General features: G+C 38.3%; 12 protein-coding genes, 17 tRNA genes and 1 rRNA gene. 4 read left to right on the top strand and 26 right to left on the bottom strand.

Annotated elements, in window-relative coordinates; genetic code table 11:
* Positions 1-10: 10 nt before the first annotated feature.
* The 8 genes from CR194_RS00150 to CR194_RS00115 form a co-directional block, all read right to left on the bottom strand.
* Positions 11-568: a DUF5366 family protein gene (locus tag CR194_RS00150; protein ID WP_110607625.1), complete on the bottom strand. Its 558-nt coding sequence runs from the start codon at positions 566-568 to the stop codon at positions 11-13.
* A gap of 108 nt (positions 569-676) precedes the next feature.
* A complete protein-coding gene (locus CR194_RS00145; protein ID WP_233254179.1) occupies positions 677-970 on the bottom strand; it encodes an antibiotic biosynthesis monooxygenase family protein in 294 nt (97 codons plus the stop codon).
* Between the two features lie 345 nt (positions 971-1,315).
* On the bottom strand, positions 1,316-1,789 hold the full coding sequence (gene trmL / locus CR194_RS00140; RefSeq protein ID WP_110607623.1) for a tRNA (uridine(34)/cytosine(34)/5-carboxymethylaminomethyluridine(34)-2'-O)-methyltransferase TrmL: 474 nt from the start codon (positions 1,787-1,789) through the stop codon (positions 1,316-1,318).
* A gap of 83 nt (positions 1,790-1,872) precedes the next feature.
* Entirely contained in the window at positions 1,873-2,400 is a 528-nt protein-coding gene (locus CR194_RS00135) for a hypothetical protein (RefSeq protein ID WP_146035891.1), read from the bottom strand.
* Between the two features lie 138 nt (positions 2,401-2,538).
* Positions 2,539-3,486 (bottom strand): amidase domain-containing protein, encoded by a 948-nt coding sequence (locus tag CR194_RS00130; protein ID WP_233254178.1) that lies wholly within the window; start codon positions 3,484-3,486, stop codon positions 2,539-2,541.
* 175 nt (positions 3,487-3,661) lie between these two features.
* Positions 3,662-4,195 carry a methylated-DNA--[protein]-cysteine S-methyltransferase gene (locus CR194_RS00125; RefSeq protein ID WP_233254177.1) on the bottom strand — a complete coding sequence of 178 codons (534 nt, stop codon included), beginning with the start codon at positions 4,193-4,195 and terminating at the stop codon, positions 3,662-3,664.
* A gap of 38 nt (positions 4,196-4,233) precedes the next feature.
* On the bottom strand, positions 4,234-5,385 hold the full coding sequence (queG, locus tag CR194_RS00120; RefSeq protein ID WP_110607621.1) for a tRNA epoxyqueuosine(34) reductase QueG: 1,152 nt from the start codon (positions 5,383-5,385) through the stop codon (positions 4,234-4,236).
* 130 nt (positions 5,386-5,515) lie between these two features.
* Positions 5,516-5,589, bottom strand: a tRNA-Gly gene (locus CR194_RS00115).
* Between the two features lie 537 nt (positions 5,590-6,126).
* Between CR194_RS00115 and CR194_RS00110 the strand changes: the two genes are divergently transcribed.
* The 3 genes from CR194_RS00110 to CR194_RS00100 all read left to right on the top strand — a co-directional run bounded on the left by CR194_RS00110 (position 6,127) and on the right by CR194_RS00100 (position 8,470).
* Complete coding sequence (locus CR194_RS00110) at positions 6,127-6,513, top strand: DUF302 domain-containing protein (RefSeq protein WP_110607620.1); 387 nt, start codon at positions 6,127-6,129, stop codon at positions 6,511-6,513.
* Between the two features lie 34 nt (positions 6,514-6,547).
* Positions 6,548-7,426 (top strand): SDR family oxidoreductase, encoded by an 879-nt coding sequence (locus CR194_RS00105; protein ID WP_110607619.1) that lies wholly within the window; start codon positions 6,548-6,550, stop codon positions 7,424-7,426.
* Between the two features lie 234 nt (positions 7,427-7,660).
* Positions 7,661-8,470, top strand: a complete 810-nt coding sequence (locus CR194_RS00100; RefSeq protein WP_110607618.1) for a CAP domain-containing protein — start codon at positions 7,661-7,663, stop codon at positions 8,468-8,470.
* Positions 8,471-8,560: 90 nt separating this feature from the next.
* On the opposite strand, the gene CR194_RS00095 is transcribed toward CR194_RS00100, so the two are convergent.
* Positions 8,561-8,905 (bottom strand): hypothetical protein, encoded by a 345-nt coding sequence (locus CR194_RS00095; protein WP_199228105.1) that lies wholly within the window; start codon positions 8,903-8,905, stop codon positions 8,561-8,563.
* 209 nt (positions 8,906-9,114) lie between these two features.
* On the opposite strand from CR194_RS00095, the gene CR194_RS00090 reads away from it, so the two are divergent.
* Positions 9,115-10,122, top strand: coding sequence for an NADP-dependent oxidoreductase (locus CR194_RS00090; protein ID WP_110607617.1), 1,008 nt, complete (start codon positions 9,115-9,117; stop codon positions 10,120-10,122).
* A gap of 256 nt (positions 10,123-10,378) precedes the next feature.
* On the opposite strand, the gene CR194_RS00085 is transcribed toward CR194_RS00090, so the two are convergent.
* From CR194_RS00085 to rrf, 17 genes are all read right to left on the bottom strand, one after another.
* Positions 10,379-10,464 (bottom strand) — tRNA-Leu (locus CR194_RS00085).
* A gap of 28 nt (positions 10,465-10,492) precedes the next feature.
* A tRNA-Leu gene (locus tag CR194_RS00080) sits at positions 10,493-10,581 on the bottom strand.
* Between the two features lie 28 nt (positions 10,582-10,609).
* Positions 10,610-10,683, bottom strand: a tRNA-Cys gene (locus CR194_RS00075).
* A gap of 3 nt (positions 10,684-10,686) precedes the next feature.
* Positions 10,687-10,761 (bottom strand) — tRNA-Gly (locus CR194_RS00070).
* 52 nt (positions 10,762-10,813) lie between these two features.
* Positions 10,814-10,888 (bottom strand) — tRNA-Gln (locus tag CR194_RS00065).
* A gap of 14 nt (positions 10,889-10,902) precedes the next feature.
* Positions 10,903-10,978: transfer RNA gene (locus CR194_RS00060), tRNA-His, on the bottom strand.
* Between the two features lie 14 nt (positions 10,979-10,992).
* A tRNA-Trp gene (locus CR194_RS00055) sits at positions 10,993-11,066 on the bottom strand.
* Between the two features lie 32 nt (positions 11,067-11,098).
* Positions 11,099-11,182, bottom strand: a tRNA-Tyr gene (locus tag CR194_RS00050).
* Between the two features lie 60 nt (positions 11,183-11,242).
* Positions 11,243-11,318 (bottom strand) — tRNA-Thr (locus tag CR194_RS00045).
* A gap of 10 nt (positions 11,319-11,328) precedes the next feature.
* A tRNA-Phe gene (locus CR194_RS00040) sits at positions 11,329-11,404 on the bottom strand.
* A 39-nt stretch (positions 11,405-11,443) separates the two neighbouring features.
* Positions 11,444-11,519: transfer RNA gene (locus CR194_RS00035), tRNA-Asp, on the bottom strand.
* Positions 11,520-11,569: 50 nt separating this feature from the next.
* Positions 11,570-11,646 (bottom strand) — tRNA-Met (locus CR194_RS00030).
* An 18-nt stretch (positions 11,647-11,664) separates the two neighbouring features.
* Positions 11,665-11,740, bottom strand: a tRNA-Val gene (locus CR194_RS00025).
* A gap of 58 nt (positions 11,741-11,798) precedes the next feature.
* Positions 11,799-11,873: transfer RNA gene (locus CR194_RS00020), tRNA-Glu, on the bottom strand.
* A gap of 9 nt (positions 11,874-11,882) precedes the next feature.
* Positions 11,883-11,975 (bottom strand) — tRNA-Ser (locus tag CR194_RS00015).
* 6 nt (positions 11,976-11,981) lie between these two features.
* Positions 11,982-12,056 (bottom strand) — tRNA-Asn (locus tag CR194_RS00010).
* 12 nt (positions 12,057-12,068) lie between these two features.
* Positions 12,069-12,185, bottom strand: a 5S ribosomal RNA gene (gene rrf, locus CR194_RS00005).
* Positions 12,186-12,310 lie beyond the last annotated feature (125 nt).

Genomic DNA, 12,310 nt, shown 5'->3' with positions numbered 1-12,310 from the left:
GAGACACCCTTTACAAAGGCAAACTGGCAATCAAGCTATTATATAGTTTCACTAAGGCATAAGCCACGGCAATACCAAATGCAAACCAAAAGAATAAATGGAAGAAAATCAATCCAATTAATGCTGAAGAAGAAAGAGAATCACTCACCTTATAGATAAAAAAAATAAAGTATGTAAAACAGGAGATTACAAACACTCCAAGCAATACTATAATTTCAACAGATGCAACAACTGCTATGATTCCACTTATTAAAAAAATCCATGCCCCTCTTCTTATATTTCGTAAATCCGCTCCTTCTTCATCTTTCGAAAAAAATAACAAAGAAAGTTCATTTACCGTATTGGCTATTAATTTCAATGCAGCAAAAAGCATGAAAAAGAACAACCACAGGACAAATAATAACGTAAGATGAATCCCTCTCTCCGAAAAAAATTCAATCATCCCACTATACAATCCAATGTTTTCTAAATAATAGATAATCATTCTCTCTGAATAGATGGAAAAAGCTAAACTAAATAACATAATCGATATTAGCGGGAAATGACTTGTTAAATATGTATTTTTCATCACTTGATCTCCTGAATTTGAAGACAAATTGTGTTAATTAGATGGGATTAACTCTAAAATTTACCGAACCAAGTAAGCGCACTCGATTCGGTAAATTTACGCATGTTTTTATAAATGATGACGTGCATGATATTCGTAAATTTTATTTCCTGATGTTGGACTTTTATCAAGGTTTTCTCTTCTTTTCTTGTGTGCATGTTTAAAAGAGTCACTATTTACCCACGCTTCATAATCTTCTTTAGACTCCCACTTGGTTAGTACAATTTGGAAATTATCATCTTCTTCAGGGTTTAAAAACATAAAATCCAAACATCCTGGAACGTGCTTCATCTTTTCGCTACTTTCAGCAAAACGATTTGCTACGTTTTCACGCCCCTCCACGGGTACATGCAATTCATTCATTACAACGTACATCTTTGAAAACCTCCTTTAACTCTTCTTAGTATACGATATAATACACCGTTTTCAAAGATTTCCTTACTCACTGTCCACGCAAAGGTTTTCTTTCTTTCGTATTAGAAAGATGGTATATTTGAGGATAGATATCATCAAAGGGGGCATCGTAATGGGACTACTTTTAATTTTAGGTGTTTGTGTAGCCTTTCTTGTAGCCATTTTCACCGCTGGATATAATTCAAACCCAAATAAGAATTAATCCTAACCGAAATAACGCTACTTAGCTTGAAAAATCTAAATGACTTAAATAGGCAAAAAACGTTTTCCATAAATCGGAAAACGTTTTTTGAGTTAATCTATCGGAGTAAACATTTGCTGTCTTAACGCTTCATAAACAACGATGGCTGCTGTGTTGGAAAGATTTAAAGAACGGATTTTGTCTGTTTGTGGTATCCGGAAACAACGATCTTGAAATTTATCCGTTAAACTTTCAGGCAAACCTTTCGTTTCTTTCCCGAAAACGAAAAAAAACTCTTTATCGTTATCACTATAATCAAATTCATGGTAGTTTTTTGTCCCTATCGTTTCAATAAAGAAATAATCCCCATCGGGAAATTGCTCAAAAAGTTCTTCAATAGATTGGTAATGATTCACTTTCACATTTGGCCAGTAATCACAGCCTGCTCGCTTAAGCATTCTGTCATCCGTTGAAAACCCTAGGGGATGTATCAGATGTAAAGAAGTATTTGTTCCTGCACAAGTACGAGCAATATTTCCTGTATTAGCCGGAATTTCCGGTTCATGTAAAACAATGTGTATTCCCACTCGCTAATCACCTCGATCTTATCTCTAAATGTCCAATCGTTATCTTATCATGTCCCTTTGCGAAAAGAAAGAAGTCACTACATTTAAGTAATGACTTCCAACGTATAAATAAATTTTCGGAGTTCTTCTGTAGAAACTTCCTTTCCAATTAATTGATAATAAGGAATATTACCGTTCACATCAGCGAACAAATCATTCTTAGAGACAAATGTAAATTGGACGGTAGGGATAGGTTCCATGAAGTAAGCCAATTCACCAACATAATCATTGACTTCCATAATTTCTTGTATTTTTGTAAATTCAGTATTGGGAGTGTCATTGGATAACACATAATTTCTAAGTTGTTCTACATCCAACCCTTGAATGTTCTGATCTTGAACAAGCTCAATCCGACCTTCTTCACTATTCTTGAAGGTGGTTACAAGCAATCGATCTTCATAAATGGTTTCTTCAATGGCCCAATCTTCTAACACATTTTCAGGGAATATAACTGGAAAAGGCAGTTCACGCTTTGCCTGAGACAACGTAGCATCCGCTTGTGTACAGGAAACAGTCATAATAAGTAAACTACAAAAAACAGTGAACATTTTTATTAGATATAATTTATTCATACTTCAGCACCGTATCTTTCAAAAATTATTAACATATGCAATTTTTTAATATTGTAAAAAACTATGGAGAATTCTCAAATATTTACTTATACTATATCATATTGTATTTAATCTTTTCAGTGTCTAAAGAATGAGGTTTCATTCATCCGAAGTCCCATCTATGATATGAAAAAACTTATATTTAATGTCTGGTGTCCAAGCTGAGGAGTCCTCATAAGTCCAATATCGCATTCGACTATTCGTTGTATGAGCATTTACTAAAGGCATGTGGTTTGCATCCTTATCTACTACGACAGTTGTATGCTGCCAACGCCCATCTCCATTAAAATCATAACAAATGACATCTCCTCTCATTAAGTTTTCCGCAGAGGAAACTTCTCTTGCTCTTAACCCTTTCCTCGACCCACTTAAAAACCACCTGAGAGAGTGGGCTACCGACCAACTGAAACTCCATTGATGTCCTTTGTACCACCAGCCTTGTTTACGATTAGATGCTCCCTGCATAGGAGCCCCACCTGCCCGTAAACATTGAGAAATAAAATTCGTACAATCATTATCAAACCGCTTATAGTCAGGATTATAGTCATCCCACCAACGCTCAGCATACTTGACTGTGGACATTCGGTCATAATAATAGTTTATTCTTTCAGAGGTGACATCATTATTCACTTTATTCATTAAGTCACTATCCAAATCAACTTCGTTCATCCCCAACTTGTCATATCGTCCATCGGGGTCAATTAAATAATCATCAATTAACTTGCCATGTTCAAAGACAGCTTTACGTCGTTGATATTGAGTTTCCAAGTACACTTTTGTTCTTTGCTTTATTAATTGTTCAATCATTATCATGTAATTTAAAGTTGATCTTGAAGAGAATTGTTCGTGATTAATTATTAATACTTCTACGTTATTTTTTACTACTTTAGCTTCGCGATGATCAAGCTCCTCAACCTTTCGATGAAATGCATTTATATCTTCTTCTCGTATAAATACTGAACACTCCCCTTCGTATACCGACTCGACAAGATAGCCTTCACCATTCGCCAACCAGTAACTTTTTAGCTCGTTTAATTGATCAGTCATGCCGTCCATCCCCCTATCTATTCGTTTTAGTTTATTCATGAATAGAGGCCTTTCATGATAATAAAAACTCAACTATTAGAATAATATCTCTGGGGCTGACATTACCGATAATTAAGAAATAGCACAAAAAATTCCTCCTTTACCAAGGCAAAGGAGGATTTCTATTTGCTATAACTTAAGAAGTCATTTTTTCAAATGAGCCTTCTAATCTCAATAATATTTCTTTTTTATCTAACCCTCCACCGTAACCTACCATCGAACCATTTGATCCAATTACGCGATGACAAGGAATAATGATTGGAACTGGGTTTTTATTATTAGATCCTCCTATCGCTCGAACAGCTTTAGGTGCCCCAATTTCTCGGGCAATTTGTTTATATGATTTTGTAACTCCATAAGGTATTCTGGACACCTGGTCCCAGACCAACTGCTGAAATTTCGTTCCTATTAAATCCAGAGGTAGATCAAACTCCTCTCTCTCCCCTGAAAAATATTCTGTTAATTGATGCTTTGCTTGTTGTAGCGGCTCCTCATCTTCTTTCAATTCGCCCTTGATTTGTAACTTATTCATCTTCATTTTCATGGACGAACAAGTGCTCTTTACTGAACCAAATTCGATAAAGCAAATCCCATAATCTGATGCAGCTAAGGTAATAGCACCAATTGGACTTTCCATTTCTGTGTAGTAAATAAACGGCCGCTTTGACAATTAAAGCCCCTCCTTCAGCGCAGTCACATATAATCTTTCTAAACTAAACCTGATTGAACCTTTAACTTTTGCAAGGATTTATTTATTTCTTCTCTAACTTCTGGTGATCTTTCTCTTTCTTTAGCAGTCATAAGATGCTTTAATACTTCTTCTTCTTGTGATATCTCCGCCACAGCCCAAGCGGCTGTCCCTCGAATTACTGGTCTTGGATCTTCATGCAAGAGGTTGAACAACGTTGGTAGTGACTCGATTTCTTTGTAATGAGCAAGGGCAATAATTGCGTTTCGTTGAATCGGTTTTTTCCCTCTCCATGATCCCGATATTTGTCCAAAGGTTTCTTTGAAATCCCGATTACTCATAGTTAATATCGGTAGAAGTCTAGGTTTTACAACTTCAGGATCTGGCTCCATTTCAGGATGGTGATGGGTATCTTTCCCTTTATTTTCAGGACATACTACTTGACACGTATCACAACCGTATAAACGGTTTCCTAGTTTTTTCCTGTATTTATCCGGTAGTATCTCTTTTGTTTGCGTTAAAAAGGCGATACATTTGTTAGAATCAAGTTGCCCTCCTTGAATGAGAGCTCCTGTAGGACAGGCATCTACACATTTATTGCAAGTCCCGCATTGATCAAACATCGGCTGATCTTCAGGTAAATCTATTGTAGTAATCATTTCACCCAAATAAACATAAGAACCAAATTCGGGAGTAATGATCGCACAGTTTTTACCGCTCCAACCAATACCCGCTCTCTCCGCAACAGCCCGATCAGCCAACTCTCCCGTATCGACCATGCTTTTAGAACGAGCAGTAGGCTCTGCTTGTTGCAAGTATTCTTCTAATAATTTTAATTTTCTTTTTAATATATGGTGATAATCCTCTCCCCAAGATGCTCGACAAAAAATCCCCCGTCGGTCGCCTTTAACTGACTTAGGTGGATTCTTCATTTTCGATGGATAAGCAAGGGCAATAGAAATAATCGTTTTTGCTTCAGGTAACAAATGATCAGGCTCTGTTCGTTCTGTCAACGTCCCCTTCTCGAAACCTGATTGATAAGCAAGCTTTTGCTGATCTTTTAAGCGTGACTTCAAAGTCACAAAAGGATCTGCCGTAGCAAAGCCGATTTTGTCGATGCCTATAAGCTTACTATATGCAATCAAATCTTTTTTCAATTGGGTATTTGCCACGGTTTTTCACTTCTTTCCAAGATTTCTTCTAGCTTCATCTATAAATATGAATAAACAACGAAAAAGTAGCGTTCCTAGTGACAGAAACACTACTTTATTATGAGAAGTTAAGACTGGAATTATGAAAAAATGGAGCGGGTGATGGGAATCGAACCCACATCATCAGCTTGGAAGGCTGAGGTTTTACCACTAAACTACACCCGCACTTTTAAAAATTTTCTTTCAAACTTTGTTCTGTCATGCTTCTTCCTCTACCAGCATCGCTCTGTAGTTCTGTCCGTCGAAGCAACTCACAGCTTATTCGATGATGCTCTGTTCGTGGCTGAGGTTTTACCACTAAACTACACCCGCATTTTTAAAAATTTTCTTTCAAACTTTGTTCTGTCATGCTTCTTCCTCTACTAGCAACGCTCTGTAGTTCTGTCCGTCGAAGCAACTCACAGCTTATTCGATGATGCTCTGTTCGTGGCTGAGGTTTTACCACTAAACTACACCCGCATGTTTCTATCTGCTTACTAGACCCTCTATTTTGATTTTACAGGACGTATATTTTAACCTGTTTTGTATTTTACTACTCCTCTCTTTGAAAGTCAATGCAGTTATATTACCAGCCTCTCTCTGAAGCTGACTGTGTCGATGTAAATTAAAATCTATTCGTGAATTTTGGAAAAGATGTTATTTATTAAGCAATTACGGTAATACATATACCGTAGAGGCTATATAAAAATTGGAGGGATTTACATGAGTTTTGATTACACAGTTGAAAGCAAGAAAACCCCTAATGAATTGATTGAGTCACTGGAAAAAGAGTTAAAAGAAGAAGGTTTCGGAGTATTGTGGTCTTTTAATGTGAAAGATAAGTTAGATGAAAAAGGCTTAGACTATAGTGACAATTTTCATATCCTTGAAGTGTGTAACCCTCACGATGCAAAAGAAATTCTTAGTATGTCAAAACTTGCCGGTTACTTCTTACCCTGCAAAGTCGTTGTTTATGAAGATGATGGCAAAACGTTTGCAGGTATGCCACAACCATCGACTTTGATGGATTTCATTGATGATTCAAAAGTGCATGAAGTAGCAAATAAAGTAGAAAAACAAATGATTTCTTGTTTAGAGAAAGCAAAATAGAAATCAATATTAAATTTTAGATTGAGGTGTAAATGTGAAGTTCTCTGATGTTAGTCAAACACAAAAAAATGGACAACCTGAACAAATGCAACAACGCCAGCCAGGTTTCGAAAGCGAAATGAACCCAGAACCTCTTTATGATGACCCAAATTACGTTGGAACCGGTAAATTAAAAGATAAAGTTGTTTTATTGACTGGAGGAGACAGTGGTATTGGACGAGCTGCTGCAATTGCTTTAGCTAAAGAAGGGGCTAAATTAAGCCTTGTATATCTGGATGAGCATGAAGATGCACAAAAGACCAAATCTATCGTTGAAAGCTACGGAAGTGATTGTCTTCTCCTATCCGGAGATGTTGGCGAAGAAGATTTTTGTTTCAGTGCAGTGAAACAAACAGTCGAACGTTTCGGTGGGTTAAACTGTTTAATTAATAATGCTGCTGAACAGCACTTTCAAGAAAATATTGAAGATATCTCTCTTGAACAGTTGGATCGCACTTTCAAAACAAACATATACTCCGCCTTCCATTTTGTTAAAGCAGCTAAGCCACACCTTAAATCTGGAGACACTATAATAAATACAGTATCCATTGTAGCTTATCAAGGTATGCCTGTTCTGATGGATTATTCAGCAACGAAAGGGGCTTTAGTCGCTCTCACCCGATCGTTATCAGAGAATCTCGTATCTAAAGGCATTCGAGTGAACGCTGTAGCTCCAGGCCCTATTTGGACTCCATTAATTCCTGCTTCATTTCCAGCAAGCAAGGTAGCTAAATTTGGAACGTCCAGTCCTATGGGAAGACCTGGTCAGCCGGCTGAGCTAGCTCCATCGTATGTATATTTAGCGTCTGATGACTCATCTTATATTTCTGGACAAGTCATTCATATTAATGGAGGAACGATTGTAAACGGATAATAAAGGCTTTATATGGAGATGAACGAACAGATCAGATATTTAATATAAGCAATGCACAATCCTAAAATTCCCATAAATTTATTACAAGAGTTTAACACTCCGGAAAAACCAAGAAGCTTCATTTACTTCTTGGTTTTTTTATCATTTACTCTTCCTTGTCTAATTATTTCCATCAATATTTCTGAGGAATTAACATAACCCTAAGGCATATTGTAATGTGAAGGAGAGTATAAAATGATTAAAAAAATGATTTTCTTTACGCTGATTTGCTTCATAGCGATTACAGCCATCGCCTGTAATAATCAGCAAGCTTTAGACAAGAATTTTAATGGAGTAAATGATCAAACCAATAACATGACCTATTTATCCAGTGAGTTCACAGATATTTCAAGTAACAATTTCCCGCACACTAAGCCTTTCCAAGTTCAAGAGGCCAAATTCGAATTTGAAATTGATCCCTCTCAAATCCATGCTGATGAACTTTATAATTTGGATCAATTAGACTTGAACAACATTCAGGACCTATTAAGAAACAATACTCAAACGGAGGAGCCACCGCAACAGCCGGCCAATGAACCTGACCCTCAACAACAGGCGCCCGAGCCAGAACAAAGGGCTACTCCGCAACAAGAAGAACAACCTCAAGAACAACAACAGTCTGCAGGTATAAGGCAAGAAGAGCAACGGGTTATTGAATTAACCAATAATCACCGTCGACAAGCAGGTCTATCTGATTTACAAGCTGATGCTGAATTAAGCGGAGTTGCAAGGAAAAAATCGACGGACATGCAACAGAATAATTATTTTTCACATACAAGCCCTACTTACGGCTCTCCCTTTGATATGATTCGTGATCACGGTATATCCTATAATGCAGCCGGTGAAAATATAGCTCAAGGACAAACTACTCCAGAGCAAGTTGTTCAAGCTTGGATGGACAGTCCAGGCCATCGTGAGAATATACTGAATGGAAACTTTACGCACATCGGTGTGGGATACGATCCAAACGGTCACCATTGGACACAAATGTTTATTAGCCGTTAAGAAAAATTCAAAAGTTACCTTTGACAAAGATTCAGTTAATAACAATAGCAAAAAAAGCACGTGTATCAGTTAATATACACGTGCTTTTCATTATGAGGACCTAGCTTTGTTATCTTTATAGAACCATTTCTTATTACTTATATCACCTTTTACTTCCAAACCTTTAATCAGGCCAGTTGCTTCAATATCTTTTAACAAACGATGAACTAAATTCATATCCTCTTTTCCTCGAAAAACATGTTCGCATAATTCTTCCGTAGTCACTTTTTCGTTTTTGGCCGTCTCTCTAAGATAAAGAAGTAATTTCACTCGTTTCTTTTGTTTAGCTTCTTCTTTATAACCACCGGTAAATAATTTCTTCATAGGATCTGCAGCGATCACACCTATGAAGATTCCTACAGCGACTAAGAAGAAATCATATAAAATCATCTCCATTATACAACCTCCATTAACCACGATTACAATATTACTCCCGAAAAATAATGAATACTTACAAACATCGTTTTTCACCTTTAATTTTAAATGAATTGTCCTTTTTTGCAAATGATAGTTCATTTTAGACCACCGGTAATAAACAAGCAGATGATTGGCAATTCTCCGCAATCATTCACTATAATGAAGGGAGATTCATAAGGAGGGTCTGTATGACAACCATGGAACAAATCATTTTAACTAAAAGACCACAAGGAGCACCTACATTAGAAAATTTCGAGTTCAGAAAAACAAACATTCCTGAACCTTCACACAAAGAAGTTCTTGTTGAAACACACTATGTTTCTGTTGATCCATACATGAGAGGTCGTATGGAAGATACTAAATCTTATGTAGAACCTTTTAAATTGAATGAAGTACTTAATGGAGGGGTTGTAGGAAAAGTCATCGAGTCTAATAGTGACCTATTTAATGAAGGTGATTTTGTTATTGGTCATTTAGGATGGCAAGAATACTCTGTTGCAAAAGAAAATGAATTAAGAAAAGTAGATGAAAACATTGCACCTCTTTCTTCCTACTTAGGTGTTTTAGGAATGCCTGGCTTAACGGCCTATTTTGGTATGAGAGAAATAGGAAAGCCCCAAAAAGGGGAAACTGTTCTCGTCTCAGGCGCCGCCGGAGCTGTCGGTATGATTGCTGGCCAGATTGCCAAACTACAAGGAGCTAAAGTAATTGGTATCGCAGGCTCTGATAAAAAAATCGACTACTTAATAAACAAAGCAGGATTTGATCATGCTATTAACTACAAAACGACTAAAGATATAAATCAATCTTTACTTGAATTATGTCCTGAAGGAATCGATGTATATTTTGATAACGTTGGTGGTCCTATTTCTGAAGCTGTTTATCCTTTATTAAACACCTTTGCTAGAATACCTCAGTGTGGTGCCATTTCTTCTTACAATAAACAAGAAGACGATATTGGCCCACGTATTCATACGTATCTAATCAAGTCCCGAGTCCTTATTCAAGGATTTATCGTTGGTGACTATGCTCCTAAGTTTCAAGAAGCTTCTCAAGAGCTTGGTCGTATGCTTCAAGACGGTCAATTAATTTATGAAGAAACGGTTACTGATGGATTCAAGAAAATTCCAGAGGCTTTTCTGGGCTTATTTAAAGGGGAGAACTTAGGAAAACAATTGATTCGAGTAAAACGATAACAGGATTATTTTATTTCAGAAGATATTGTTTCTATAACAAGCCTAGTTCAGATATTTCTGAATTAGGCTTGAACTTTCTAAAATCATTTAACCACCATTAAAATTATTTTTTTGTGTTCACTCCGCAAAAACGCTCTGATAAGGGCATCCACAACATTTAGTATAAAGCCTTATTTATGCAAAAATCCCGTCAACGTTAATTTTTTAACGTTGACGGGATTAATAATAGTCTGTTTAAATAGTGTCAAAACTTAAGTGGTACCGGTGGCCGGAGTCGAACCGGCACGGGACGAACCCACAGCATTTTGAGTGCTGCGTGTCTACCAATTCCACCACACCGGCAAAATGGTACAAAAATATGGATATATGTTGGTGCCGAAGGCCGGACTTGAACCGGCACGGTAATTACTTACCGCAGGATTTTAAGTCCTGTGCGTCTGCCAATTCCGCCACTCCGGCAATACAAGAACATTAATTTATATTTTTTTGGAGGCGGCAACCGGATTTGAACCGGTGATAGAGGTTTTGCAGACCTCTGCCTTACCACTTGGCTATGCCGCCATATGGAGCGGAAAACGGGATTCGAACCCGCGACCCCCACCTTGGCAAGGTGGTGCTCTACCACTGAGCTATTTCCGCACTTAATATGGTTTGTATTATGAATAATTAATTTAAACATATGATAAAAAAATGGCAGGGCTAGCAGGATTCGAACCTGCGGGTCACGGAATCAAAATCCGATGCCTTACCGCTTGGCTATAGCCCTTTAATACGTAAAAATGGGGCGGCTGATGGGAATTGAACCCACGAGTGCCGGAATCACAATCCGGTGCGTTAACCACTTCGCCACAACCGCCATAATTATTCTATTGGCAGGGGCAGCAGGAATCGAACCCGCATCAAAGGTTTTGGAGACCTTCGTTTTACCATTAAACTATGCCCCTAAGTATAGTTTAATATTAGTAAAAGACATAAATGGTGGAGGGGGGCAGATTCGAACTGCCGAACCCGAAGGAGCGGATTTACAGTCCGCCGCGTTTAGCCACTTCGCTACCCCTCCATAAAAGAGACAATTACTATAATACAAAAAAAAATTTCATTAGTCAATAAGAAAATTCAATGGTGCTGGCCAGAGGACTTGAACCCCCAACCTACTGATTACAAGTCAGTTGCTCTACCAATTGAGCTAGGCCAGCACTAAAAAAATGGTGGCTCGGGACGGAATCGAACCGCCGACACACGGATTTTCAGTCCGTTGCTCTACCGACTGAGCTACCGAGCCATGTTATAAAATTGCGATAATATGTAGAATTAATAAAAGTGGCGGTCCCGACGGGAATCGAACCCGCGATCTCCTGCGTGACAGGCAGGCATGTTAACCGCTACACCACGGGACCTAATTGATAAATAGTTTGCTTAGAAAGAAATGATACTTCGAGGAAAAATTTGGTTGCGGGGGGCGGATTTGAACCACCGACCTTTGGGTTATGAGCCCAACGAGCTACCAGACTGCTCCACCCCGCGATAATATAAACTATATAATGGTGGAGGATGACGGGCTCGAACCGCCGACCCCCTGCTTGTAAGGCAGATGCTCTCCCAACTGAGCTAATCCTCCATTAAAATATCTATTTTAAATATTTATTTTCTATATAGCATTTTGCTATGTATGATAATGGTGACCCGTACGGGATTCGAACCCGTGTTACCGCCGTGAAAGGGCGGTGTCTTAACCACTTGACCAACGGGCCATATATATCTGGCGGAGAGCGAGGGATTCGAACCCTCGAGACGGGTTTAAACCGCCTACACGATTTCCAATCGTGCTCCTTCGACCTCTCGGACAGCTCTCCAAAATATGGCTCCACAGGTAGGATTCGAACCTACGACCGATCGGTTAACAGCCGATAGCTCTACCACTGAGCTACTGTGGAATATTAATAATTGCCCAGCGACGTCCTACTTTCACAGGGGGAGATCCCCCAACTATCATCGGCGCTGGAGAGCTTAACTTCCGTGTTCGGCATGGGAACGGGTGTGACCTCTCCGCGATCGTCACTGGACATATGAAATTGACAGGTCGTTGACCTCTCAAAACTGGATAACGCTTGAATGAATGAATCGTATCTTAAAAGTACCATTGGTTAAGCCCTCGATCGATTAGTATCTCTCAGCTCCGCATGTCGCC

The organism is Salipaludibacillus keqinensis (assembly GCF_003226325.1).
In the GTDB taxonomy this organism is placed as follows: Bacteria; Bacillota; Bacilli; order Bacillales; family Salisediminibacteriaceae; genus Salipaludibacillus; species Salipaludibacillus keqinensis.
Note: the sequence above shows the minus strand (reverse complement) of the source record. Positions and strands in the feature narration are given on the sequence as shown.

Bases quoted from the DNA above. Each gene is read 5' to 3' on its own strand.
- CR194_RS00090 (WP_110607617.1), top strand. From the start codon at position 9,115: ATGACAACCATGGAACAAATCATTTTAACTAAAAGACCACAAGGAGCA.
- CR194_RS00095 (WP_199228105.1), bottom strand. From the start codon at position 8,905: ATGGAGATGATTTTATATGATTTCTTCTTAGTCGCTGTAGGAATCTTC.
- CR194_RS00135 (WP_146035891.1), bottom strand. From the start codon at position 2,400: ATGAATAAATTATATCTAATAAAAATGTTCACTGTTTTTTGTAGTTTA.
- CR194_RS00145 (WP_233254179.1), bottom strand. From the start codon at position 970: ATGAATGAATTGCATGTACCCGTGGAGGGGCGTGAAAACGTAGCAAAT.
- CR194_RS00150 (WP_110607625.1), bottom strand. From the start codon at position 568: ATGAAAAATACATATTTAACAAGTCATTTCCCGCTAATATCGATTATG.
- CR194_RS00100 (WP_110607618.1), top strand. From the start codon at position 7,661: ATGATTAAAAAAATGATTTTCTTTACGCTGATTTGCTTCATAGCGATT.
- CR194_RS00130 (WP_233254178.1), bottom strand. From the start codon at position 3,486: ATGACTGATCAATTAAACGAGCTAAAAAGTTACTGGTTGGCGAATGGT.
- CR194_RS00110 (WP_110607620.1), top strand. From the start codon at position 6,127: ATGAGTTTTGATTACACAGTTGAAAGCAAGAAAACCCCTAATGAATTG.